Here is a 24365-nt window from a genome sequence, read left to right on the forward strand (position 1 = left end):
GTTGACTATATACAGCTGCCCAAACAAACACATACCGGTTATTTATGGGTTCTGGTGTAAATTCGATAGATCAACGCCATAACCATACAGACAGCCGCCGGAAACAGCAGGGTCATAAAATAGTATTCACTATAGAGTAAAACACCGATAACACCACCGGATATAAACCCGGCAATAATAAGAGTAAACAGTTTTAATTTCCTGATATCGAGTTCTTCGCCACGAAGAAACGCACCGATCATGATTCCAAGATCGGTAAAGATACCGGTAACATGTGTTGTTCGGATAATTGCTCCACTATAGGTAGTAGCCATGGCATTTTGTAAACCACAGGCAGCAGATGCCAGATAATGCCCATAAAAAAATTCTTTGGATAATAGCAAAAAAGCCATTGTCAATAAAACCGCTTCCAGTATCAGCAGGGTATCGTAATGTCGCCCCAGTTTCAGGGCAACACCATGCAGCATGAAGCCGGATATTGCCGATCCCATCAAAAAGGCCAGCATAAGACCGGAAATATGAAGAACATTTCTTAAAGAATCTGTAATCAGGCTGGTACCCAGCAATGTAGCAATACCCGACAAATGAGAAACTGACTGATGTTCAAATCCTAATAAACCGACTGCGTTAACAACACCGGCGATCAATGCCAATACAAAAGCGCCGGTTTCAACCCATTTGGGTAATTGTGAAATCAATCCCAGGGTACTCCTATACCGCTAGAGTCCACCACCAAGGTGAACGATACCTAGTCATAAAAACAACAAACCAAAATCCAATTCCATGTGATATTTCCCAGCCTTGCAGAAACAAAGAAATATTCATTCAACGCCTCATACTCTAGCGAGATTTGTTATCTCTGGCCAGAGTAAGGCTTTCATTTGATGATTATTTGCTCAATTTTCAGACGATAGTAGAACACCACAGCAGGGGTAACAGCACGACCCGGGACAGGATGACAGCGGCCAGCCTTCCCTTTGGCTCTGTCGGTGAACCAGGGCGAAGCATGGGGTCATGACTCAAACAGCCGCTGCGAGCCAGCACCGGGCTCGCCATACTCTCGTGACTTTGCCGTGACTGTGCTGTGCCGTGCTCAGTGACGTGCCCCGTGCTGTTCTCTTCGACGCCAGCAGGCTATTCCAAGCCCAACATGAAAATGTTTATCACTTATACAGTCAGCAATATAATATATATTTTTTCAATGATTTATAATGAATAATTCAGCGACATACTGTTCTGTTTTCAAATATTCTGAAAATCATATTCATGCCCTGCGGATCAATCGATACTTGCGTTATATCAAGTACTTCTAACAAATAGAGGTCTACAGTTTACTTGCCATTAAAATTCTTTGAGGATTGCATTATGCCTGCTACTACTTTTTATATTCCTAGTGTCAACTTGATGGGCAGCGGTTGCCTGAAAGAAGCAGCGACAGCCATTGAATCCTACGGCTGGAAAAAAGCACTGATTGTTACCGATGCACCGCTGGTCAAACTCGGTGTTGTGGGTCAGGTTGCTGAGTTATTGGCCTCGCACAATGTCACCTCGGTGGTTTACGACGAAGTCAAACCAAACCCCAACGTCACCAATGTCGAGCACGGCTTGGCCATCCTGAAAGAAAACAACTGTGATTTTGTGATTTCCCTGGGTGGCGGTTCACCTCATGACTGCGCCAAAGGTATCGCTCTGGTAGCCACCAATGGTGGTGATATTGCCGACTACGAAGGTCTGGATCAGTCCGCCAAGCCGCAGTTGCCACTGGTTGCCATTAACACCACCGCAGGCACCGCCAGTGAAATGACCCGCTTCTGTATCATTACTGACGATACTCGCCATGTAAAAATGGCCATCGTCGACAAGCACACTACGCCGCTGCTTTCCGTCAATGATTCCGATCTGATGCTGGGTATGCCACCCTCACTGACCGCCGCCACCGGTATGGACGCACTGACTCACGCCGTCGAAGCCTATGTATCAACCGCAGCCACTCCGATTACCGACGCCTGCGCCCTTCAGGCCATTCGCCTGATCAGCGACAACCTGCGCACTGCTGTCACCGATGGCAGCAACGCAGAAGCCCGCGAGCAAATGGCTTACGCCGAGTTTCTGGCAGGCATGGCTTTTAATAACGCCTCTCTGGGTTATGTACACGCGATGGCTCACCAACTGGGCGGTTTTTATGACCTCCCTCATGGCGTGTGTAATGCCATTCTGTTGCCACATGTACAGGCTTTTAACGCCAAGGTCGCGTCACCACGACTGGCTGATATAGCCGCCGCAATGGGCTGTGATGTGCTGGGTAAATCCGCTGAAGATGCCGCCCAAGACTGCATCGCCGCAATTCGCACCCTGTCTGCGGATGTCAATATTCCAGTGGGTGTTGCCCAGTTGGGAGCCAAGGAAGAAGATATCCCGACGCTGGTTGAAAATGCCATGAAAGATGCCTGTGGTATCACCAACCCGATCCAGCCAACATTTGAAGAAGTGGCGCAAATCTTTAAAGAAGCCATGTAAAACAGAGGTAATCATTCAGCTCAATAATGGCTGATTACCCAGCCTGATTATTCATCGATACCTGGGTGAATAATCGGGCTGACCATAACAACATCATTGAGCCATAATGACTCAGACCAACCAATAGCAGGCAAGCATAAACTGCTATAAACATTATCGAAGCACAGCCTGTTATTATAGGTAACATCAATCCAGAAGCATTATTTATAACGCATTAACTCACACCCCTTTGTCCACTGAATAAGGATCTGAATATGCAAGCTGGAGGCATTAAAATCATTCCGGCCACGGTCAGCCTCATCATTATTTTACTGATCTGGTTTGTTATTCCTGTGCCTGAAGGCGTTTCGCCTTCAGCCTGGCATTTATTGGCGCTTTTTGTGGGTACCATTGCTGCCATTATCGGTAAGGTGATGCCCATTGGTGCCATCGCCATGCTGGCCATCACCCTGGTTGCTATCACCGGCGTCACCAACGACAGCCCCAAAGGAGCCATTGCAGACGCTCTCAGTGGTTTTTCCAACTCATTGATCTGGCTGATTGGTATCGCCATCATGATTTCCCGAGGCTTGGTTAAAACCGGTCTTGGCAATCGGATTGGCTATCATTTTATTGCTTTATTTGGCAGTAAAACCCTCGGAGTCGGTTATGCCCTGGCGTTATCCGAACTGGTGCTGGCCCCCGTCACCCCCAGCAATACCGCCCGTGGTGGTGGCATTATTCACCCCATTATGAAATCCATTGCCGGCAGTTTTGGCTCTTGCCCGGAGCAAGGAACACAACGGAAAATAGGCCATTACCTGGCACTGGTGAACTACCACAGCAACCCTATTACCTCTGCCATGTTTATTACCGCCACGGCTCCGAACCCGCTGGTTGTCAAACTCGTCGCCGATGCTACCGGCATGGCGATCAGTATCAGCTGGGCAACCTGGGCGCTGGCCGCATTATTGCCCGGGCTGGTATGTATTCTGCTGATGCCGCTGATTATCTATTGGATTTACCCACCAGAAATTACCCAAACACCCGACGCCCGCCGTTTTGCCCATCAGCAGCTGGATGATATGGGGCCCATGCATTTTGACGAAAAAATCATGGTTGGTGTTTTTGCCCTGTTATTGATTTTGTGGGCCGGGTTGCCTGCCATCCTGTTTGGCGATGCCTTTGCCGTTAATACCACCGCCGTGGCTTTTCTCGGGTTATCAGTCTTGCTGGTGTCTGGCGTATTGAAGTGGGACGATATACTGAAAGAAAAATCCGCCTGGGACACCGTCGTCTGGTTCTCAGCACTGGTTATGATGGCAACCTTCCTGAATAAACTGGGGCTGGTTGGCTGGTTTTCCCACCAGGTTGAGAGCCATATCGCCGACTTTGGTTTTAACTGGCAATTATCGGTGCTGATTCTGGTGGCGGTGTATTTTTACGCCCACTACTTTTTTGCCAGCACCACCGCGCATATTACCGCCATGTTTGCCGCATTTTATGCTGCTGGGCTGGCGCTGGGAGCACCACCCATGTTCCTTGCCTTGCTGATGGCTGGCGCCTCTTCCCTGATGATGTCCCTCACCCATTACGCCACCGGCACCTCACCAATTATCTTTGGCTCTGGCTACGTCTCCATGGAGGACTGGTGGATCATGGGCCTGGTAATGAGCGTGGTAAACCTGATTATCTGGACGTTGGTCGGGGCGATTTGGTGGAGTATATTAGGGTACTGGTGATCACGAAGTAAGCGGTTACTAAAAGATTGGCGGAATGTATTTGGTGCCCGGCTAGAAGCCTAATAATTACAGGGGGGGGTTGCTCCCCTTTTTAGCTGGATTACGGTTTAGCAATCAGATTCCATGAATGCAAATCAGGATTACATCGCATGACCTTGATACCTTTTTCTCTCCAAGAATTTAATAAACCCTTGAGTTCTTCTCCAGTCAATAAATTTTTCTTTGTTACATTCTTACGAATATGGTGCCCCAAATATATTTCTTTTATTGAGTTTTCTAGTATATCGAAACAATATAGAGGCCTACCAGAAATAGTTATTTTATTCCACTCATCGTGACGACCTTGTCCGATATGATAACCCAAAGGAATTCCTGATATTTTTTTAACCACTCTTACTTCCTCTTCGTAACCCCATTCGATTGACTTGTATAAGAATGTCCTTTTCACAAGATTAAATGCATCTGGATCAAATCTCAATTCTTGCCCAATTTCCATGAGAATATCTGCACTAATAACTGGCAAGTCTTTATGTGGTTTGGTTGCAGAGTAAATCACTTCGCCATATTGACTAGGAATAACGCATTTTTCGACACAAGAAAATCCAGCAATATCAACATCAATTCCTATGACAACACCTTGATGTTCATCTCCATAGTGTGACCACATCAAACTATTTAGCGGCTGCCTGGTTAAAGACAAGATTCCGTATTTTCTGGAAAATCTGTTCCTGCACGCCGCTGCCACTGTAGTTAAATAAGAATTTATCTCCGTCCCATTATTCTTAAAACTAAAAGCGGTACATTCAAATGGATCATTCAAATCTTCGAGGCATGAAAATCCTAATGATAGAGTATCAATGACCTTACATGCAGTTTCAAAGGACATGTATTTATATAATATTATGGAAGCGCCTTTTGAGAGCTAACGTGGAAACGAATCGGTCTTCTGCCACACTTTGCTGCTCTGGTCACAAATAGTAAACAACTACTCCGGCTGACCACAATCCGGGCAATGCGGGTTGCCGGGTAATTCCCAACAACGCTGCTCCCCTGTCAGGGCATCGAATGTCTTCAGTCGACCTGGGCGGGTGTCGCCGATCCGGGCAATAAATTTCAGCGCTTCCAATGCCTGTAATGAACCGATAACCCCAACCAGAGGGGCCAGCACGCCACTGTCGGCGCAACTGAGTCCATCACTGTTCAGGTCCGGGTAGAGGCAGCGGTAACACGGGCTGTTGCTGTCTCTTGGGTCAAACCAGATCCATTGGCCTTGTGTGCCCGTAGCGGCAGCCGATAACCATGGCGTCAAGGTTGTCAGGCAGGCCTGATTCAGCTGGTAACGAATATCGGCATTATCGGTGCAATCCAGCACCACATCGATGCTATCCAGTTGCTGTTGCAACCAGGTTTGATCGGCTCGACGCTGAATGGCTGTTACCTGGCAGTCCGGGTTGAGTGCTCGTAGGTTGGTCGCGGCGGAATCGACTTTGGCGCGCCCGAGGTCGGCATTGCCGTGGATAATCTGGCGCTGTAGGTTGGACAGTTCCACCTGATCGTCATCGACCAGGATCAACTCGCCCACACCGCTGGCGGCCAGATACAGTGCAACCGGAGAGCCCAATCCACCCAATCCGATGATCATTACCCGGGCGCGTAACAGTGCCAGTTGGCCATCGAGGTCCAGCTCTGGCAGTAAAAGATGACGGCTGTAACGCAGTAGTTGTTGATCTGAGAGAGTGTCCATTTTCTATTCCTTCGACAGGATGGCTTGGGTCATACGCATCAGGCCAACACCTCAGGCCAACCGGATTTGAGGCCAGCGTCCGCCAGTAATGCGTGGCTGGCCGCCCAGATCATGCCGGGTATCGATATCGACAAAGCCCTGTTGCGCCAAACAGGCGGCAACTGCTTCTGCCTGTTGATAGCCATGTTCCAGCAACAGCCAGCCGTCGGCGTTAAGAAAAGCCGGTGCCTGGCTGATGATATATTTCAGGTCTGCCATGCCTTGTTGTTCCGCAACCAGGGCACTGCGCGGCTCGAAGGCCACATCTCCTTGCACCAGGTGTGGATCATCGGAGTCGATATAAGGCGGATTGGAGACGATAAGGTCAAATAGCCCGCTCAGGGCGTCAAACCAGTGGCTGTGCAAGAAGGTGGCCTTGATCTGGTTACGCCGGGCATTACGCTGTGCCAGTTCAACGGCGGGCAAACACACATCGACCCCGGATACCTGCCAGCTCGGCTGTTCGCTGGCTAGCGCCAGGGCAATAGCACCGGTGCCGGTACCAAGGTCCAACACCCGCGCGGTAGCCAGCAAGGGTAATTCCAATGCCCATTCCACCAGGGTTTCGGTATCGGGACGGGGAATCAGAGTGCTGGCATTCACTTCCAGATCGAGTGACCAGAACGCGCGCTGACCCAGAATATGGGCTATCGGCTCTCCTTCACAGCGACGTACTAACAGCGGTTCGAGTTGCTCGCGCGCGGCGGCCGCCAGGGTTTTGTCACCCCAGGTATAAAGCCAGGTACGAGGCTTTTGCAGTACATGGCCAACCAGTAATTCGGCATCCAGCCGGGCGCTGCTGTCTTGCGGGTCATGGGCATGACAGCTTGCTTCCAGCCGCTGTCGTGCAGCTGTCAGCCAGGCGTCGATGGTCTGACTCATTGGCCGGACATATCCGCCAGCAGGTTAGCCTGATGTTCCTGCGCCAACGGCCCGAGAATCGGGTTGAGGTCTCCCTGTACAATCTCGTCGAGCTTGTACAGGGTGAGGTTTATGCGGTGGTCGGTGACTCGCCCTTGCGGATAGTTATAGGTGCGGATTCGCTCAGAACGGTCCCCCGATCCCACCAGGCTTTTGCGGGTGGCAGCCAGTTCGGCATGAGCTGCCTGCCGCTGGGCATCACGCAAGCGAGTCGCCAGAACGGCCAGTGCCTTGGCGCGGTTTTTATGCTGCGAGCGTTCGTCCTGGCATTCGACAACCAGACCTGTCGGCAAATGCGTTACGCGAATAGCGGAGTCGGTTTTGTTGATGTGCTGACCACCGGCACCGGAGGCACGAAAGGTATCGATACGGAGATCATTTTTGTTGATATCGATTTCTTCTTCACTGTCGACTTCTGGCATCACTGCAACGGTACAGGCCGAGGTATGAATACGCCCCTGGCTTTCGGTTTCTGGTACGCGCTGCACCCGGTGGGCACCGGATTCAAATTTCAGCCGCGAGTAAACATCCGTCCCGGCAATGCGCGTGATCACTTCCTTGAAGCCGCCGTGTTCACCTTCGCTGGCGCTCATCAGTTCGGTGCGCCAGCCCTGGGTTTCGGCAAAACGGGTGTACATGCGATACAGGTCACCGGCAAAAATTGCCGCTTCGTCGCCACCTGTGCCGGCCCGGATTTCGACAATCACGTTGCGGCCATCGTCCGGGTCTTTTGGTAATAGCAGGATTTCCAGCTCGCCGCTCAAGGCTTCCAGCTGTGCCTTGGCGGCGTGCTGTTCTTCTTCGCCCATGGCGCGCATGTCGGGGTCGCTGTCATTGGCCAGCAGATCAGCTTCATCCAGGTCAGCTTGTGCTTGCTGGTAGCGGCCAAAGGTCTGGGCCAGGCTTTCCAGCTCGCTGTATTCTCGTGATAGTTGGCGGAACTTGTTCTGATCGTTAATCACTTCCGGGTCGGAGAGCAAGTGTCCGATTTCTTCGTAACGCTCGGAGAGCGATTCCAGTTTGTGCAAAAGGGAGGCTTTCATGTTCTATCATCGCTGTTGCTGGCGGCATCGGCGGCATCACTGAGCTGGAACAGCTCACGGGTACTGTCGAAGACATCCATGCGACCGTCGGCGGCTGCTTTGCGCAGGGCAATCGTCGGTGCATGAAGCAGTTTATTGCTAAAAGTATGGGCAAACTGGCGCAGGACTTTTTCGGGTTCGGCACCGTTCTGCAGTTGTTTGATCGCTTTGATCAGCTGTTCTTCACGCAGTGTGTCGACATGAGAGCGCAGGTCCGTCACGGTATGAACGGCATCGAGCACTTTCAGCTCGCGCATAAAGTGTTCAACGCCCGCCAGAATCAGCTCTTCGGCTTGTTGCGCGGCGTCTTCACGCGAGCGGACATTTTCTTCAATGATATTGCGCAGATCATCGACGGTGTACAAATAGACATCGCTCAGATCGGCGACTTCGGCCTCAATATCACGGGGAACGGCAATATCAACCATGAACATGGGCTTGTGGCGGCGTTTTTTAAGGGCTTTTTCAACCGCGCCTTTACCCAATACCGGGAGCGGGCTGGCGGTAGAGGTGATCACGATATCGGCTTCGGTCAGTACTTCCGGAATATCTTCCAGCAGCACCGCTTCGGCGTGAAATTCTTCGGCCAGATGTTGCGCCCGTGCCAGGGTACGGTTGGCGACAATGATTTTTTCAATACCCGCCTGGCGTAAATGCCGGGCCACCAGTTCGATGGTTTCCCCGGCACCAATCAACAGCGCGGTGCTGCGACCCAGGTCGGCAAAAATATGCTGTGCCATCCGTACGGCAGCAAAGGCCACCGAGACCGGGTTCTCTCCAATGGCGGTATCGGTGCGGACGCGTTTGGCAATCGAGAATGTCTGGCGAAACAGCCGTCCCAATTCGGACCCGACGCTGCTCGCTTCCTGCGCTACGGCGAAAGCGGACTTCATTTGCCCGAGGATTTGTGGCTCACCCAGTACCAATGAGTCCAGCCCACTGGCGACTCGCATGGTGTGTTGTACCGCTTCTTCGCCTTCGAGACAGTAAAGTGCGTTATCCAATTCTCGTGCATCCAGCCCATGATGCCCGGCAAGCCAGTCTCTAACGTGTGTCCAACGGAACTCTGCAGACGATCCGTAGATCTCAGTACGGTTGCAGGTTGAAAGAATGACAACCTCGGCAGCCGCCTTGTCCTGGCAAATGTCGACCAGAGCGGCGGGCATGGTAGCGGGATTAAATGCAACGCGTTCACGCACGGACACCGGTGCGGTCTTATGGTTAATTCCCAGAACCCAGATACCCATTACGCTGTGTGCTACCCCTGATCGAAAAGCGCGGATTATAAACGCCAGCGCTTGGCTTTACCGCTTAAATCTTTGACTTAGTGTGTCATCTAACCCTAAATAGACACAAAATTTTCTGGCAATTCAGGTGTTATCGACTCCTGAAGGCCCTCGTTCCGGAAGAAACAGAGTGTTCACAACATCGTTGACAGCCGCTCCGAACGCGACATCTTTACTGCATTCAGCCGGTAGTAAAGGTGCCTCTCTCTCTCATTGGCTCCTCACAACCCTGGCATTCGGCATCTTGTTGCCGGGCTGTGCCAGCCAACAAATGCAGCCTGATGAGCCTCTTGCCAGTACTCCGGCAATCACACAATCGATCGAGCCCGAAGAAACCGCTGTTGCTGCTGACGAAGTCGAAGACGAAAGAGTGGCCAATTTCAGCCAGACAGAACTGGTCGAACTGCTCACCGCCGAGTTTGCCGGACAGCGTCAGCAGTTCGAACGTGCTCGTGACGGTTATCTTGCTTCCGCCAAGCGCACCGGCAATCCACAAATTGCTGCCCGAGCTACCCAGGTCTCCCAATATATGGGAGCGTATCCGCAAGCGATCCAGGCCGCCAATATCTGGCTTGCTGCCGATCCTGACAACGCCGAGGTCCATTGGCAACTGGCGCAGTTGTATATGGCACAACGGCAGTTTGTTGATGCGCTGGGACATTTACAAAAATTGCAGGCGCTCACCGGTGACAGTCATTACGAATTACTGGCTTCTACTGCGTCTCTCGGTGCAGAAAGTGATCGCAGGCCATTGCTTGATGCTCTGTCACAAGCACTGCAGGAAGATCTTGATAATCCGTCGCTCTGGACTGCGGTGGGAATTCTGGAACAAGGTACCGGCAACGATACCAGCGCCCTTGAGCATTTCAACCAGGCATTGGTACTGGATAGCGCAAATCTGCCGGCATCGGTCTTCAAGGCGCGAATGCTGGCAGCAAGAAGTGACAAACTTGCTGCTCTGGCCTGGGTCGAGCAAGTCCTGCAACAACACCCTGACCATAAAGGTATGCAAGTGCTGCGTGCCCGGCTCTTGCTGAATACCGACCAGATCCTGCTCGCCCGACAGGCTTTCAGTGACTTGCACCAGCAATACCCTGGCGACCATACCGTGTTGCTGTCACTGGGGCTGATTGAATTTGATATGGGAGAAGATCAGTCCTCTTACCAGCATCTGGTCAGTCTGCTGGAGAGTGGCGCTCATCAGAATCAGGCACTGTTTTATCTCGGACAACTGTCAGAGCGGCTTAATCAACCGGATCAGGCGCTTGAGTATTATATCCAGGTTAAAGACAGCCGAGAGTTTATGCCCGCCCACCTTAATGCCGCGGCACTGATCGCCGAGCAACAAGGTATCCAGAGCGCCGTTGCTTACCTGACAACCTTGCGCCAGAGCTTCCCCAAAAGACACACAGAACTGACCATACTGGAAGCCAGCCTGCTGACCGACTATGGCCAGTATCAGGAGTCAATGGATCGTTATACCCGGCTTATTAATGACAACCCCAATGATGCCAAGGTTATCTACTACCGGGCATTGGTCGCCGAACGCATGAATAACCTGCCACTCATGGAACAGGACCTGAGGCGGGTTATTGAGCTGCAACCCGACAACGCCGATGCCCTCAATGCCCTCGGCTATACTCTGGTCGACCGCTTGCATCGTATTGAGGACGGCTTGCCGCTGCTGCAACGGGCGCTGGCATTACGTCCCAACAGTCCAGCCATTATCGACAGCCTGGGCTGGGCCTACTTTAAACTGGGTGACTACCAGAAAGCCGAACCCTTGCTACAGCAAGCCTTTACTATCATTGCCGATCATGAAATCGCCGCTCATTACGGCGAACTGCTCTGGATCACCGGGGCGCAACAACAGGCCAAGGCCGTCTGGCAGTCCGGACTGCAAGATCAGCCTGACAGCACCATTATCGAGAACACGCTGCAGCGTCTGAAGGTCGATCTGAATGATCAGTAATCCGATCTCGATGGCGCACGCTGCGCCACACGTCCGCTCCCGATGGGTAGTGCCGCTGCTCCTGCTGTTCGTCAGCGCCCTCTCTTCCTGTTCGCTCTTGCCCGGTGACCAGCAGTTACAACAACGTCAGCTGGATCAACTGCAACACTGGCAGCTGCGCGGTAAATTATCGGTCACAACACAGAATGACAGCGTGACCGGCTACCTCACCTGGCAACAAGACCAGCAGCAGTACGATCTGTTTATTACCGGCCCCATGGGTCAGGGGTCATCCCGCCTGGAGGGTAATCAGCATAACGCGACCTTGACCTTGCCAAACCATGACCAGCCCCTGACCGCAGCCAACGCAGAAAGCTTGATGGCGGATCACCTTGGCTGGTACTTGCCGGTGAGTGGTATTCGTTACTGGGTCAAGGGGCAACCGGCACCGGATGGCGATGCCACCAGTCAGTTTGATGATTATGGTTTGCTCAGTCATCTACAGCAAAACGGCTGGACCTTGCGCTTTAGCCGCTACCAACAGCAACAGGGCATCTGGCTGCCCGGACTGATCAAGATCCAGGGTTACCATTACTCTCTGACTCTGGCGATTAACGAATGGACATTGTATGACTGATACTGCCAACCCCTGGGTCAGAGTACCGGCACCCGCCAAGCTCAATCTGATGCTGCATATTACCGGTCGGCGACCCGACGGTTACCATAACCTGCAAACCCTGTTTCAGTTTCTCGATTACAGCGACTGGCTGGAGTTTCGGTGCCGAGAGGATGACCAGCTGACACTCACACCAGCCATTGATGGTGTTGAGCATGAATCCAACCTGATTATTCGTGCTGCGCGGTTGTTACAGAATCTTGCCAAAACACAAGGCCGGACTGTGCCCGGGGCTGATATTCGTTTGACCAAGCGCTTGCCAATGGGAGGTGGCCTTGGTGGTGGCAGTTCCGATGCCGCCACGACACTGCTCACTCTGAATCAATTATGGCAGTGCCATCAATCGCTCGACCAGCTCGCTGCCCAGGGTCTTACCCTTGGAGCCGATGTGCCGGTTTTTGTACAGGGTCAGGCGGCCTTTGCTGAGGGTGTTGGTGAACAACTAACGCCGGTACCCGAGCTGGAAGAAAAGTGGTTTCTGGTGGTTCGGCCCGATGTCCATGTAAACACGGGAAAAGTTTTTTCACATAAGTGTTTGACAAGACACACTCCTGTAATTAATATGCGCCTCGCACTTGAGCAAGGGGGCAATAACGATTGCCAGCAAGTTGTCTCAATGATTTATCCTGAAGTTGGTAAAGCATTGAATTTGCTAAATAAATTTTCCTTTGCTAAGATGACGGGAACCGGAGCTTGCATATTCTCAAGCTTCGACTCGGAAGCAGAAGCCGCAAAGGTTTCTGAGCAGTTACCGGCTGAATATGAACGCTTTATTGCGCGGGGTATTAACTACTCACCAGCACATAAGATATTATTCAGACCGTCCTAGATTGGGGTGTCGCCAAGTGGTAAGGCAACGGGTTTTGATCCCGTCATCCGCAGGTTCGAGTCCTGCCACCCCAGCCAACTCTTTTTCTCCCAATTCAGATTAAAGTGACATCAAAGGGGACTATTGTGTCTAAGTTGATGGTATTTACCGGTAATGCCAATCCGGAACTGGCCCGACTCGTTGTCGAACGTCTCGACATTCCCCTCGGTGAAGCCAGCGTTGGAAAATTCAGTGATGGTGAAATCACCATTGAGATCGATGAAAACGTACGCGGTAAAGACGTTTTTATAATCCAGCCTACCTGCGCTCCCACAAACGATAATCTGATGGAAATCCTGCTGCTGGCCGATGGCTTGCGTCGTGCTTCTGCCGGACGTATCACCGCCGTTGTACCTTATTTTGGTTACGCCCGTCAGGATCGCCGCCCACGCAGTGCCCGTGTACCAATCAGTGCCCGTGCCGTTGCCGATATGATGGCAGGTTCTGGGATTGACCGTATGCTGACGGTTGATCTGCACGCTGACCAGATTCAGGGTTTCTTTGATGTTCCCGTCGATAACGTTTACGCCTCTCCGGTATTGCTGGATGACCTGGAACGCCAGAATTACGATAACCTGATTGTTGTCTCTCCGGATATTGGTGGTGTTGTCCGTGCTCGTGCCATCGCCAAACAGATGGATGTCGACCTCGCCATCATCGACAAACGTCGCCCGAAAGCCAACGTTGCCGAAGTCATGAATATCATCGGTGATGTCAAAGGCCGTACCTGTGTACTGGTTGATGACATGGTCGATACCGCCGGCACTCTTTGCCATGCCGCCAAGGCATTAAAAGAATTTGGTGCTGAAAAAGTTGTCGCCTACTGTACACATCCTGTACTATCCGGCCCCGCTCTTGAACGGCTTGCCAATGCAGAACTGGATGAGTTGGTGGTTACCGATACCATCCCTCTGTCTGAAGCCGCTCGCGCCACCGGTTCCATTCGCCAACTGACCATTGCTGGTCTACTGGCTGAAGCGGTACGCCGGGTTAATAATGAAGAATCCATCAGCGCGATGTTCCGTTAACCATACGAACACGCACTGAACCCGGTAGCACTCAGTGTTACCGGTTAAATAAAACCGCCAGCACTGGTCGCAAGTTCTGGCGGTTTTTCTATCTGCTAACGAGGTATTTATTATGTCAGACTTCACATTGTCTGCTGTTGTTCGCGAAGATTCAGGGAAAGGTGCGAGCCGCCGCCTGCGTCGTGAAAATGGCGTTCCTGCTATTGTTTATGGTGGTTCAGAAGAGCCTGTAACCATTACCATCAAGTCGAATGAATTCAACAAACGACTGGAGAATGAAGCGTTTTACAACAGCATCATTACTCTGGAGATTGCTGGCAAGTCTGAACAGGTTGTCCTGAAAGACCTGCAACGCCATCCTGCCAAAGACATCCTGTGGCACGCTGATTTCCTGCGCGTTAACAAAGACAGCAAGATCAAGGCCCACGTCCCTCTGCACTTCATCAACGAAGATACCTGCGTTGGCGTTAAAATGGGCGGTGGTAAAGTGACTCACCAGGTCACCAGCATCGACATCATCACAACAGCTGAAAACCTGCCAGAATTTATTCAGGTAGATCTGGCTGACGTTGAAGTCGGTACTGTTGTTCACTTGAGCGATCTGGTAATGCCAGAAGGTGTTGAATCTCTGGCTCTGAGCCATGGCGCAGATTACGACGCTGCAGTACTGTCTGTTCTGGTACCTAAAGGCACCACAGAAAGCGACGAAGACGAAGCAGCAGACGCTGCTGAATAATTTCGTCTGGTCGTAACAAAAAAAGCGAGGTTTATCCTCGCTTTTTTTGTTTTCAGATTGACCAGCATTTATGATGCCGCAAGCTGACAAGCGGTTCTCGAGTCATTATGTTGATGAGGCAAGTAAGTGACTGCACCAATTTCATTGATCGTCGGTCTGGGCAATCCGGGCAGCGAATACGAACATACCCGCCACAACGCTGGCTTCTGGTGCCTGGACGCTATTGCACGTAGCCACGGTATCACCCTGTCAGCAGACAAAAAATTTCATGGGCTCGCAGGCAAGGGCCGAATCAATGGCCATGAATGCTGGTTACTCAAGCCCACCACTTTTATGAATCGCAGCGGACTTGCCACTGCGGCACTGGCTAATTTTTACAAACTCAAAGCAGATAACATCCTTGTTATTCACGATGAGCTGGACCTTCCTCCCGGTGTTGCACGCTTCAAAACCGGTGGTGGCCATGGTGGCCAGAATGGCTTGCGCGACATTATCAGTCAGCTTGGCAATAACAAGGACTTTCACCGTTTGCGCATTGGTATTGGCCACCCCGGCGATAAATCTCGTGTTACCGGTCATGTGTTGGGTCGCGCCCCCATTGCCGAAGAAAAAAGTATTCGGGCTGCAATCGATGAAGCCATTCAAGTGCTACCCGATGCCCTGAATGGCGAAATGGCCAAAGCCATGAATCGACTTCACTCGTTTAAAGGGTAAAATACCCGCCCCGTTTTTATCAGATACAGGAAACCATCTATGGGCTTTAAATGCGGTATCGTTGGCTTGCCCAACGTCGGAAAATCCACGCTGTTCAATGCACTCACCAAGGCCGGCATCGACGCAGAGAACTTTCCGTTCTGCACCATTGAGCCTAACTCGGGAGTGGTTTCCATGCCCGACAAACGCCTGGATGAATTATCTGAAATCGTCAAACCGGAACGCGTTGTTCCCACTTCGATGGAATTTGTTGATATTGCCGGGCTGGTCGCCGGTGCATCCAAGGGTGAAGGCCTGGGCAACCAGTTTCTTGCCAACATCCGTGAAACGGATGCCATTGCCCACGTTGTCCGCTGTTTTGAAGATGACAACGTGATTCACGTTGCCAACCAGGTTAATCCGGCTGATGACATCGATATTATCAATACCGAGCTGGTACTGGCTGATATGGATTCCTGCGAGAAACAGTATCAACGAGTCACCCGTACCGCCAAAGGGGGTGACAAGGACGCCATCGCACAAAAAGCCTTGCTCGAGCGCTTGCTGCCTCATTTTGAAGAAGGCCATACCGCCCGCATGCTGGATATGAGTGATGACGAGAAAAAGGTCGCCCGCGCATTCCACCTGCTGACCACCAAACCCACCATGTACATTGCCAACGTGGCGGAAGATGGTTTTGACAACAACCCTCACCTCGATGTGGTCCGCGATATCGCCGCTGCTGAAGGTGCCCAGGTGGTCGTGGTATGTAACAAAATCGAGTCTGAAATCGCTGAACTGGATGATGAAGACAAGATGGAATTCCTTTCCGAAATCGGTATGGAAGAACCAGGCCTGGACCGTGTTATTCGCGCCGGCTATGAATTACTCGGATTACAAACCTACTTCACCGCAGGTGTAAAAGAAGTTCGCGCCTGGACCATCAAGGTCGGTGATACCGCCCCACGGGCTGCTGCTGCCATCCATACCGATTTTGAACGAGGCTTCATTCGGGCGGAAGTGATTGGTTACAACGACTTTATCCAGTATCGGGGTGAATCCGGTGCCAAAGAAGCCGGTAAGTGGCGTCTGGAAGGTAAAGAATATATCGTCAAGGACGGTGATATTATCCATTTCCGTTTCAACGTATAAGCACGCCATTTTCGAAGCCAGCTTCGAAATATCAACCGATATATCAATAATATAGCAGGCACAGGTAGTCCTGACTGCCTGCTATTCGTATCACTTTTGACCGATTCTCCCTCCTTGCTCACCGCTGTACTGCCCTTTCCTGACAACTGTTGCAAATAATCAACAGATTGAACCAAAACAATACCTAATATTCCCCTAATATTGGATTGCAAACAGGCTCTTCAAAGAACAGAATGAACATTCAGTCACAAGCAATAGAGCATCATGATAGACAGGCGCGAAGATATCCTTAAAGCAACGGCAAAAATGATTGTTGAACATGGCCTTCAAGCATGCCCAATGTCCAAAATATCCGCCCTTGCCGGGTGTGGGGCTGGAACTATCTATCGATATTTCGAGACCAAGCAGGATCTGGTTTGTGCCTTGTTTGATGACCTGATTGAAAAGCTGACCGCCGCCTGTACCGAGGGTTACGATCCCTCGCTGTCACTACGCGAACGCTTTTTCACCTTGTGGGGAAATTATTATCGCTACGTGCTGGCCAACCCTTGCCAGCGGGCACTGATGGATCAACTGCTGGCGTCACCGACGATTTGCCCGGAACAACGGGAAAAATCCCTGGCAACGCTCCAGCAGGTGATTGGGCAGTTACTGAATGACGGCAAACATCAGGGAGTATTCAAAGAACTTCCTAACGAACTGCTGAATACCGTGACGTACGGAAGCCTTTCCATGATGGCCAAAAAACAACAGCAGGCACCTGAGAAGTTCAGTTGTGTCAACTGTGATGAAAACGAGATTCTCTGCCTGTGCTGGGATGCCATACGCTGCTAATACGACACGAACACGGAATGAATATTCTTTCACCTACTCGGACAGGATCACACATGAACAAGCAATCCACTGCAAATACTGTGGCCAGTGAAGTTACCGCTCAACTCCGCTACCACTCTCAAGCCGGGACTGGTTTTTATTCCACCCTGACTCACTTGATACTGAAACAAAAACGCCAGCGACTGGCGCTGGCGAAATAAGCAATCATATGAGATGGCGACATGTCGCTGCCAATCAACGTCAGTGCCGCACCTCACCTTGGCCAATATCCGAGTCGGCAAAGCGGCTCGATAAGATTGACAGCCGGTTAGCCACAACCAGGGTGTTTTCTGCCGCCAGAGTCAGTCCGGATTCATCCTCCACAGACTCCAGCAAGACGCAGGTGGTATCGATGGAATCCAATCCGACCACAATCGCCAGGATATAACCGTAACGGGTATTCAGCGCCACAAGATCGCCAATTTCGGTTTCTTCCCGCTCGGTATTAAAATCCTCACCGACCAGATCATCCGTACTGGCTGGTTTCTTGAATCGTGCCAAGGCTACCAGTTGCACGATGCCCTGAACGATACCGTCATTGATATCCAGTGTGACTTCGTTGTTTTCCTCAACATCCACCACGCGATCCAACAGACTCATAAACAGGTCAGAATCTTCATCAGACCAGCGCAAGTCAACCGGTGGTTTTTGCTCTCTGGAAGAGCAGAAAAAAACATCAGTGGGGAATTCTGCAGGCTCTTCTCCGCTAACCGGAGCAGGCATTAACAGACTAACGGCTTCCAGTCCGTTTTTTTCGTGTTCGGCAATCCGCCAGAACAACGGCATCACTTCTGTATTCATGAGACTCACTCCCCTACTCATCAGGAACATCTCATCTGAACATAGCAGGGCCTGCCGAAGCTGACAAGCCGTGCCGGAATCATCACCACCAACCGTCATCAATGACGTTATCGCCGTCCTGCCGGGCCTCCTCCTGGCCCGGGGAAGACACTGATATTGGTCGTACCATCGGTTTTGGTCACGGTCGGCGTACCCTCTTTGCTGACTTCATCAATACGGATAACAGCATGCATAGGAATAAAGGTGCGTTTGACATCAGCAAACGTGTTTTTCAGCCTCTCTTCGCCAGGATCAACCACCACTTGGGAACGCTCGCCAAACAGCAATTGTTCGATCTCAACAAAACCATATAAATCACTGGGATAGATATAGCGCGCATAAATTTCAAATACCTCCGCTTGCTGTAAAAAAACAACACGGTAAACGGGTTCAGCTATTTCTTTCGAATTCATACAGGCGTCAGACAACCTCAAATACACAGAAAATCTCGATCAGGACTGCTGATACATACTGGCATCAACAGAAGGGAGCGAAGTATAATACCGCCCCTTTTTTTACGCGATACCGAAGGCTGTTTTGCCCATGACATCTGCCACTCAGGACCAACCGAAAAAGCTTTACATCAAAACGCACGGTTGCCAAATGAACGAATACGATTCATCCCGAATGGCAGACATGCTGGAGTCCAGCCATAAAATGGAAATCACCCAGAACCCGGAAGAAGCCGATGTTATTCTGCTGAATACCTGTTCCATCCGGGAAAAGGCCCAGGAGAAAGTCTTCCACGAGCTGGGTCGCTGGAAAAAATTGAAAGCCAAAAATCCCGACCTGAAAATCGGCGTTGGCGGTTGTGTTGCCAGCCAGGAAGGGGATGCCATTATCAAGCGTGCTCCCTTTGTCGATATGGTGTTTGGCCCCCAGACGTTGCACCGCCTGCCATCCATGGTCAACAAGGCGGCCAATGCCATCCAGGTTGTGGATGTTACCTTCCCTGAGATCGAAAAATTTGATCACTTGCCGGCTCCCAAGGTGGAGGGTTGCAGCGCGTTTGTCTCGGTGATGGAAGGCTGCTCCAAGTACTGTACTTTCTGTGTTGTGCCCTACACCCGCGGCGAAGAAGTCAGCCGACCACTGGCCGACGTCCTCAAGGAAGTCGAATCGTTGGCAGCGCAGGGGGTACGTGAAGTCAACTTGCTCGGTCAGAATGTTAACGCCTACCGTGGCCAAACCACCGACAACGACGAAGCCGACCTTGCCGAACTGATCACTCAGGTTGCCGATATCGAGGGTATTGACCGTATCCGTTTCACCACGTCCCACCCACTGGAATTCAGCGATAGCCTGATCCAGGTGTATGCCGAAGTCCCCGAACTGGTCAGCCATCTGCATTTACCCGTACAAAGTGGTTCCAACCGGATTCTTGCGGCGATGAAACGCGGCCATGAAATTGACCTCTACATCGACAAGATTGAGCGACTGCGCAAGCTGCGTCCGGATATCTCCATTTCCTCCGACTTTATTATCGGCTTCCCGGGTGAAACACTGGCAGACTTTGAAGACACCATGAAGCTGATCGAAACCATTGGTTTTGATACTTCGTTCAGTTTTATTTACAGCGCCCGCCCCGGTACACCGGCGGCTGAGTTACCGGACGAGACACCAGAGAGCATCAAGAAAGAACGTCTGCATATTCTGCAGGACCGTATTTTGCAAAATGCCCAGCTGATCAGTCGTCGTATGGTTGGCCGGGAAGAGACCATTCTGGTCACCGGCGTCTCCCGCAAAGACCCCGGTGAACTGCAGGGACGTACTGAAAACAACCGTGTCGTCAACTTCCGCTATGAAGACCATAGCCTGATTGGTAAATTCGTCCGGGTGCAGATTGAAGATGCCTACCCGAACAGTCTGCGTGGTGTCATCATCGATGCTGATCAGGCGTACTAGACCAGTACGCTTTTGCTTATTTTCAGGAGATTTTTTTGACCGATACGCCCAGCGCTCCAGCACTTACTGCGGATCCTGCCGTCCAGACTCTGGAGCTGCAGCCGGAAGATGCCTCCCGACTCGCCAATCTCAGTGGCCATCTGGACAGCCATATTCGCCAGATTGCCGACCACTACCAACTGGTGATCTATAATCGCGGCGGTCAGTTCCGCTTTGAAGGCGACCAGATTGCCGGGCAGCGGGCAGCGCGGCTGATTGAACGGCTTTACCGTGAGACCGCCAATAGCACGCCGATCACACCCGACCTGATTCATTTACTGCTCTCGGAAGATAAAATCAGTCAGCATGATGAAGCCAGCGACAACAGTAACAGTGACAGCGATATTGCAGAGTCACCAGAACAGCCTGATCTCCACGGCCCGCTGGTTATCAAGACCCCCCAGACCTATGTCAAAGTCCGCGGCAAGCATCAACGCGAATATATTCACCAGATACGCCGCTACGACATCAGCTTCGGCATTGGCCCCGCAGGTACCGGTAAAACCTTTCTCGCCGTTGCCGCCGCAGTAGAAGCCCTGCAACAAGATGAAGTAAAACGCATCCTGCTGGTACGCCCGGCCGTGGAAGCTGGTGAAAAACTGGGTTTTCTTCCCGGTGACCTGGCCCAAAAAATTGACCCGTATCTGCGGCCACTGTACGACGCTCTCTACGAGATGCTGGGCTTTGAACATGTCGGCAAACTGATGGAGCGTAATATCATCGAGGTAGCGCCACTGGCCTATATGCGGGGGCGTACCCTCAGTCACTCTTTTGTGATTCTGGATGAAAGCCAGAATACCACCAGAGAACAGATGAAAATGTTCCTGACCCGGGTCGGCTTTGGCTCCAAAGCGGTGATTACTGGCGACCTTACCCAAACCGACCTGCCCCGTGGCGTGCAGTCCGGCTTGCGCCATGGTCTGGAAGTTCTCGACGGCGTTGAAGGCATTGGCATTACCCGCTTCGACAATCGTGATGTCGTCCGTCACCCACTGGTACAACGAATTGTGGATGCCTACGACCGTCACGACGAACAAGAGGAGCAGGCCAGAGTAGCCCGCCGCCAGGAACGACAGCAGGCCAACACACAATGACCACACCTCTGCTGGACTTACAGCTAGCCGATGAGATCGATCCGGGCGCAACAGAACTGCCAACGGAAGCGCAGTTTTTGCAATGGGTAACCGCCGCGCTCACCGACCGCTCACCTTATGACGAGCCAGAGTTAACCATTCGTCTTTGTGGAGCGGAAGAAAGTCAACAATTGAATCATGAGTATCGCGGAAAGGACTCGCCCACCAATGTCCTGTCCTTTCCTTTTGAGGCTCCGCCCCAGGTGCCGATCCCGTTATTGGGAGATTTGGTCATCTGTGTGCAGATTGTCACCAGAGAAGCTCATGAACAGGGTAAATCCGACGAGGCCCATTGGGCGCATATGGTCATTCATGGCTGCTTGCATTTACTCGGATACGACCATATAAATGACGACGAAGCGGAAGAGATGGAAGCACTGGAGCGTTGCCTGCTGGCACAGCTCAACTTCCCAGACCCTTATCAAGACGAGGCCCCATGAGCGAAGACCCCCGAAGTTGGTTGGAAAAGCTGACTGACCTGTTCTCTGACGATCCACAAAGCCGTCAGGACATCAAAGTGATTGTACGCGAGGCTGCCGAGCGCAGCATTGTCGATAACGATACACTGAACATTCTTGAAGGTGCCCTGCAGGTTTCCGAAATGCAGGTCAGGGATATCATGATTCCCCGCGCCCAAATGGTCTCGATTCAAATCAACGAGTCACTCAAGGGCTGCATTCCGCGCATTATTGAATCAGCTCACTCGCGCTTCCCGGTACTCGGTGAAGGTCAAAACGAAATCCTCGGCATTATGCTGGCCAAGGATTTGTTGCCACTGCTGTTGGCGGATCATCACGATCATTTTCGCCTGCGGGATATACTGCGTCCAACCACCTTTGTGCCAGAGAGCAAGCGGCTGAATGTTTTGCTGCGGGAATTCCGTGCAACCCGTAACCATATGGCCATCGTGGTTGATGAATTTGGCAGCGTCGCCGGCCTGGTCACCATCGAAGATGTGCTGGAACAGATTGTTGGTGATATTGAAGATGAACACGACTTCGATGAAGAAGAGAGCCTGATCAAGGAAGTCGAAAGCCAGATCTTTATGGTCAAGGCACTGACTCCGGTTGATGACTTTAACGACCATTTTGAAGCCAGCTTCAGTGATGATGACTTCGATACCATTGGCGGCATCGTGATCCATCATTTTGGCCGGGTACCTGAGTGTAACGAAAGCATCAATATCGAAAACTGGCACTTCAAGGTCATTAACGGCACCAGCCGTCAAATCAACTTGCTTGAGGTCACCCCTGTGTGATGCCAACCACTTCCACCAGGGTCTCTATGATCTCCCACCGCTGGATTTCAAGGCTGTTGTTATTGGCCGCTGGTGCCATTTTCCCTCTCGCACTGGCGCCACTGTACTGGTGGCCGCTGGGCCTGGTCAGCCTGGCGTTGTTTACCCATATGCTGTGGCAACCGGATTCTTGCCGACAGGCCTTTGGGCGTAGTTGGTGGTATGCCTTTGGCCAATTTGGTAGCGGTGTTTCCTGGGTCTATGTCAGCATGCATGACTTTGGAGGCACCTCTGCGCCACTGGCCATCTTGCTGGCTGCCGCCTTTGCTGCGGTATTGGCTCTGGTACCGGCTGGCTGTTTCGCACTGTATGCCCTGTTCCGTCGTAATGGACGGCAGGTAATACCCTGGCTGCTATTACCAACATTCTGGTTTATCAGTGAGTGGGTACGAAGCTGGCTGTTTACCGGCTTTCCCTGGTTATTTGCCGGTGATGCTCACTTGTTCACCTGGCTGGCGGGCTGGGCACCAGTGATCGGCAGCTATGGTATTTCCGTTATTCTGGTACTGACCGTCAGCAGCCTGATCCAGACATTACGCACTACCCGGCTACGTTACTTGTTAGTACTGCTGCTTTGGCCCACGGGGTACTGGTTACAGCAGCAGCAGTGGACCACGGCGATCGACACACTAACGGTCAGCAGCGTACAGGGCAATATCAACCAGAACCTGAAATGGAAACCGGAGATGGTCAGTCCGACCATCAACCTGTATATCAAGGAAACCAGAAAACTCTGGGACAGCGACCTGATTGTCTGGCCCGAAACAGCTGTGACACTGGTTTATGACCAGTTTCTACCCTATCTTGACGAACTCAGTCACAACGCCCAACTGCATAATTCCGGCTTGATTACCGGCATTGCCTACCGTTATCCCCCCAATCATCCGCTGGCTGGGGAGTACCACAATAGCGTGGTTGCGGCGGGTATGGCTGACGGCCTGTATCACAAGCAACAACTGGTGCCTTTTGGCGAATTTATCCCTTTTGAAAGTCAGCTACGCGGATTAATTCCCTTTCTGGATCTGGAAATGTCGAGTTTTCTGCATGGTGCTGCCGAGCAGCCGCTGATCCGTTTTGAAGCGCATGACCAGCTGTATCTGATAGCCCCTTATATCTGCTACGAAATCGCCTACCCCCAACTGGTGGGCGAGATGGCCAAGAATGCCAACCTGCTGGTTACAGTGAGTAATGACGCCTGGTTTGGTGACTCTCTCGGACCGAAACAACATATGGGACTGGCGCAAATGCGCGCACTGGAAACCGGACGCTATTTGCTCCGCTCGACCAACACCGGTATCACCGCGCTGGTCAACCATCACGGCCGTATCGTAAAACAGCTACAGACCAGTACCCTGGGCAGTCTGACCGCCAAGGCGGAATTACGCACAGGAGAAACCCCCTACACCCACTGGGGACTGATTCCTCTATATGCTTTCTGCCTGATATCCCTGATATATGCTGCCGGTCTGATCATCACGGTCCGACCAACATCTGCAACGAGCAAACCCTGATGGCCAGATTATTATTCAAGCTGAATAACGTACCGGATGAAGAAGCCAATGCCGTGCGGGCTTTACTGGAACAGCATGATATTCCGTATTATGAAACCCATGCCGGGCGTTGGGGGATAGCGGTAGCAGCTATCTGGTTAGTGAGTGCTGACGATTATACCGAAGCCAGGTCCCTGATCGACCAGGTACAGCACAATCTGTTAACCCAAAAACAGACTGACGATCCGGATCAGCTACCAGCGTCTCTACGCCAGCGCTTTCAGGAACGTCCCGTCGATTTTTTTCTGGTAGTAGTGGCGATAGCTATTATTATCATGCTGACCGTATGGCCATTTTTAACCGCGTTTGAATAA

The 24365-nt window shown here is 51.6% G+C and carries 25 protein-coding genes and 1 tRNA gene; 18 read left to right on the forward strand and 8 right to left on the reverse strand.

Translation table 11 applies throughout. The features are described 5' to 3' along the window. Positions 1–38: 38 nt before the first annotated feature. Positions 39–698, reverse strand: a complete 660-nt coding sequence (locus Q8W24_RS01045) for a YoaK family protein (RefSeq protein WP_303433003.1) — start codon at positions 696–698, stop codon at positions 39–41. Positions 699–1365: 667 nt separating this feature from the next. Here Q8W24_RS01045 and yiaY point away from each other — a divergent pair. Both yiaY and Q8W24_RS01055 read left to right on the forward strand, forming a co-directional pair. Continuing rightward, complete coding sequence (gene yiaY, locus Q8W24_RS01050; protein ID WP_305474107.1) at positions 1366–2517, forward strand: L-threonine dehydrogenase; 1152 nt, start codon at positions 1366–1368, stop codon at positions 2515–2517. A gap of 254 nt (positions 2518–2771) precedes the next feature. Next, a complete protein-coding gene (locus Q8W24_RS01055) occupies positions 2772–4238 on the forward strand; it encodes an anion permease (RefSeq protein ID WP_305415003.1) in 1467 nt (488 codons plus the stop codon). Positions 4239–4338: 100 nt separating this feature from the next. Here Q8W24_RS01055 and Q8W24_RS01060 read toward each other — a convergent pair whose 3' ends face one another. The 5 genes from Q8W24_RS01060 to hemA form a co-directional block, all read right to left on the reverse strand. Further along, a complete protein-coding gene (locus Q8W24_RS01060; protein WP_305474109.1) occupies positions 4339–5124 on the reverse strand; it encodes a DUF2971 domain-containing protein in 786 nt (261 codons plus the stop codon). Positions 5125–5223: 99 nt separating this feature from the next. Further along, complete coding sequence (locus Q8W24_RS01065; protein WP_305474111.1) at positions 5224–5982, reverse strand: molybdopterin-synthase adenylyltransferase MoeB; 759 nt, start codon at positions 5980–5982, stop codon at positions 5224–5226. Between the two features lie 51 nt (positions 5983–6033). Further along, on the reverse strand, positions 6034–6903 hold the full coding sequence (prmC, locus tag Q8W24_RS01070) for a peptide chain release factor N(5)-glutamine methyltransferase (protein ID WP_305474113.1): 870 nt from the start codon (positions 6901–6903) through the stop codon (positions 6034–6036). Further along, a complete protein-coding gene (gene prfA / locus Q8W24_RS01075) occupies positions 6900–7985 on the reverse strand; it encodes a peptide chain release factor 1 (RefSeq protein WP_303433010.1) in 1086 nt (361 codons plus the stop codon). Before prfA ends, prmC begins: the two co-directional genes overlap by 4 nt. After that, positions 7982–9271 (reverse strand): glutamyl-tRNA reductase, encoded by a 1290-nt coding sequence (gene hemA / locus Q8W24_RS01080; protein ID WP_303433011.1) that lies wholly within the window; start codon positions 9269–9271, stop codon positions 7982–7984. The genes prfA and hemA overlap by 4 nt, the downstream gene beginning before the upstream one ends. Positions 9272–9440: 169 nt before the next feature. Here hemA and Q8W24_RS01085 point away from each other — a divergent pair, with 169 nt between their 5' ends. From Q8W24_RS01085 to Q8W24_RS01130, 10 genes are all read left to right on the forward strand, one after another. Beyond that, entirely contained in the window at positions 9441–11282 is a 1842-nt protein-coding gene (locus Q8W24_RS01085) for a tetratricopeptide repeat protein (RefSeq protein WP_305453313.1), read from the forward strand. Next, on the forward strand, positions 11272–11898 hold the full coding sequence (gene lolB, locus Q8W24_RS01090) for a lipoprotein insertase outer membrane protein LolB (protein ID WP_303433013.1): 627 nt from the start codon (positions 11272–11274) through the stop codon (positions 11896–11898). The genes Q8W24_RS01085 and lolB overlap by 11 nt, the downstream gene beginning before the upstream one ends. Beyond that, on the forward strand, positions 11891–12766 hold the full coding sequence (gene ispE / locus Q8W24_RS01095; RefSeq protein ID WP_305452638.1) for a 4-(cytidine 5'-diphospho)-2-C-methyl-D-erythritol kinase: 876 nt from the start codon (positions 11891–11893) through the stop codon (positions 12764–12766). The genes lolB and ispE overlap by 8 nt, the downstream gene beginning before the upstream one ends. A gap of 2 nt (positions 12767–12768) precedes the next feature. Next, positions 12769–12843: transfer RNA gene (locus Q8W24_RS01100), tRNA-Gln, on the forward strand. Between the two features lie 48 nt (positions 12844–12891). Next, positions 12892–13833, forward strand: a complete 942-nt coding sequence (locus tag Q8W24_RS01105) for a ribose-phosphate pyrophosphokinase (RefSeq protein WP_303433015.1) — start codon at positions 12892–12894, stop codon at positions 13831–13833. Between the two features lie 112 nt (positions 13834–13945). Further along, the gene (locus tag Q8W24_RS01110; protein WP_303433016.1) at positions 13946–14569 is read left to right on the forward strand and encodes a 50S ribosomal protein L25/general stress protein Ctc; all 624 of its coding nucleotides are present in this window, start codon (positions 13946–13948) and stop codon (positions 14567–14569) included. A gap of 126 nt (positions 14570–14695) precedes the next feature. Further along, positions 14696–15283 (forward strand): aminoacyl-tRNA hydrolase, encoded by a 588-nt coding sequence (gene pth, locus Q8W24_RS01115; RefSeq protein WP_303433017.1) that lies wholly within the window; start codon positions 14696–14698, stop codon positions 15281–15283. Between the two features lie 39 nt (positions 15284–15322). Then, entirely contained in the window at positions 15323–16414 is a 1092-nt protein-coding gene (gene ychF, locus Q8W24_RS01120) for a redox-regulated ATPase YchF (protein ID WP_303433018.1), read from the forward strand. Between the two features lie 264 nt (positions 16415–16678). Further along, entirely contained in the window at positions 16679–17248 is a 570-nt protein-coding gene (locus tag Q8W24_RS01125) for a TetR/AcrR family transcriptional regulator (RefSeq protein WP_303433019.1), read from the forward strand. Between the two features lie 53 nt (positions 17249–17301). Continuing rightward, positions 17302–17448 carry a hypothetical protein gene (locus tag Q8W24_RS01130; protein ID WP_305414995.1) on the forward strand — a complete coding sequence of 49 codons (147 nt, stop codon included), beginning with the start codon at positions 17302–17304 and terminating at the stop codon, positions 17446–17448. A 40-nt stretch (positions 17449–17488) separates the two neighbouring features. On the opposite strand, the gene Q8W24_RS01135 is transcribed toward Q8W24_RS01130, so the two are convergent. Together Q8W24_RS01135 and Q8W24_RS01140 are read right to left on the reverse strand one after the other, a co-directional pair. Then, positions 17489–18088, reverse strand: a complete 600-nt coding sequence (locus tag Q8W24_RS01135) for a hypothetical protein (protein WP_303433021.1) — start codon at positions 18086–18088, stop codon at positions 17489–17491. 107 nt (positions 18089–18195) lie between these two features. Beyond that, on the reverse strand, positions 18196–18540 hold the full coding sequence (locus tag Q8W24_RS01140) for a DUF1820 family protein (protein ID WP_303433022.1): 345 nt from the start codon (positions 18538–18540) through the stop codon (positions 18196–18198). Between the two features lie 130 nt (positions 18541–18670). On the opposite strand from Q8W24_RS01140, the gene miaB reads away from it, so the two are divergent. Genes miaB through Q8W24_RS01170 form a run of 6 tightly spaced genes read left to right on the forward strand, consistent with a single transcriptional unit; the run spans position 18671 to position 24365 of the window. Continuing rightward, a complete protein-coding gene (gene miaB, locus Q8W24_RS01145) occupies positions 18671–20032 on the forward strand; it encodes a tRNA (N6-isopentenyl adenosine(37)-C2)-methylthiotransferase MiaB (RefSeq protein WP_303433023.1) in 1362 nt (453 codons plus the stop codon). Between the two features lie 35 nt (positions 20033–20067). Then, positions 20068–21165 (forward strand): PhoH family protein, encoded by a 1098-nt coding sequence (locus Q8W24_RS01150; RefSeq protein ID WP_305414993.1) that lies wholly within the window; start codon positions 20068–20070, stop codon positions 21163–21165. Then, complete coding sequence (gene ybeY / locus Q8W24_RS01155) at positions 21162–21644, forward strand: rRNA maturation RNase YbeY (protein WP_303433025.1); 483 nt, start codon at positions 21162–21164, stop codon at positions 21642–21644. Before Q8W24_RS01150 ends, ybeY begins: the two co-directional genes overlap by 4 nt. Further along, positions 21641–22462, forward strand: coding sequence for an HlyC/CorC family transporter (locus Q8W24_RS01160; protein WP_303433027.1), 822 nt, complete (start codon positions 21641–21643; stop codon positions 22460–22462). The genes ybeY and Q8W24_RS01160 overlap by 4 nt, the downstream gene beginning before the upstream one ends. A gap of 26 nt (positions 22463–22488) precedes the next feature. Continuing rightward, on the forward strand, positions 22489–24012 hold the full coding sequence (gene lnt / locus Q8W24_RS01165; protein WP_305474116.1) for an apolipoprotein N-acyltransferase: 1524 nt from the start codon (positions 22489–22491) through the stop codon (positions 24010–24012). Beyond that, the gene (locus Q8W24_RS01170; RefSeq protein WP_305474118.1) at positions 24012–24365 is read left to right on the forward strand and encodes a DUF6164 family protein; all 354 of its coding nucleotides are present in this window, start codon (positions 24012–24014) and stop codon (positions 24363–24365) included. Before lnt ends, Q8W24_RS01170 begins: the two co-directional genes overlap by 1 nt.

Origin of the sequence: Oceanobacter sp. 4_MG-2023 (assembly GCF_030689165.1) — a bacterium.
In the GTDB taxonomy this organism is placed as follows: Bacteria; Pseudomonadota; Gammaproteobacteria; order Pseudomonadales; family Oceanobacteraceae; genus Oceanobacter.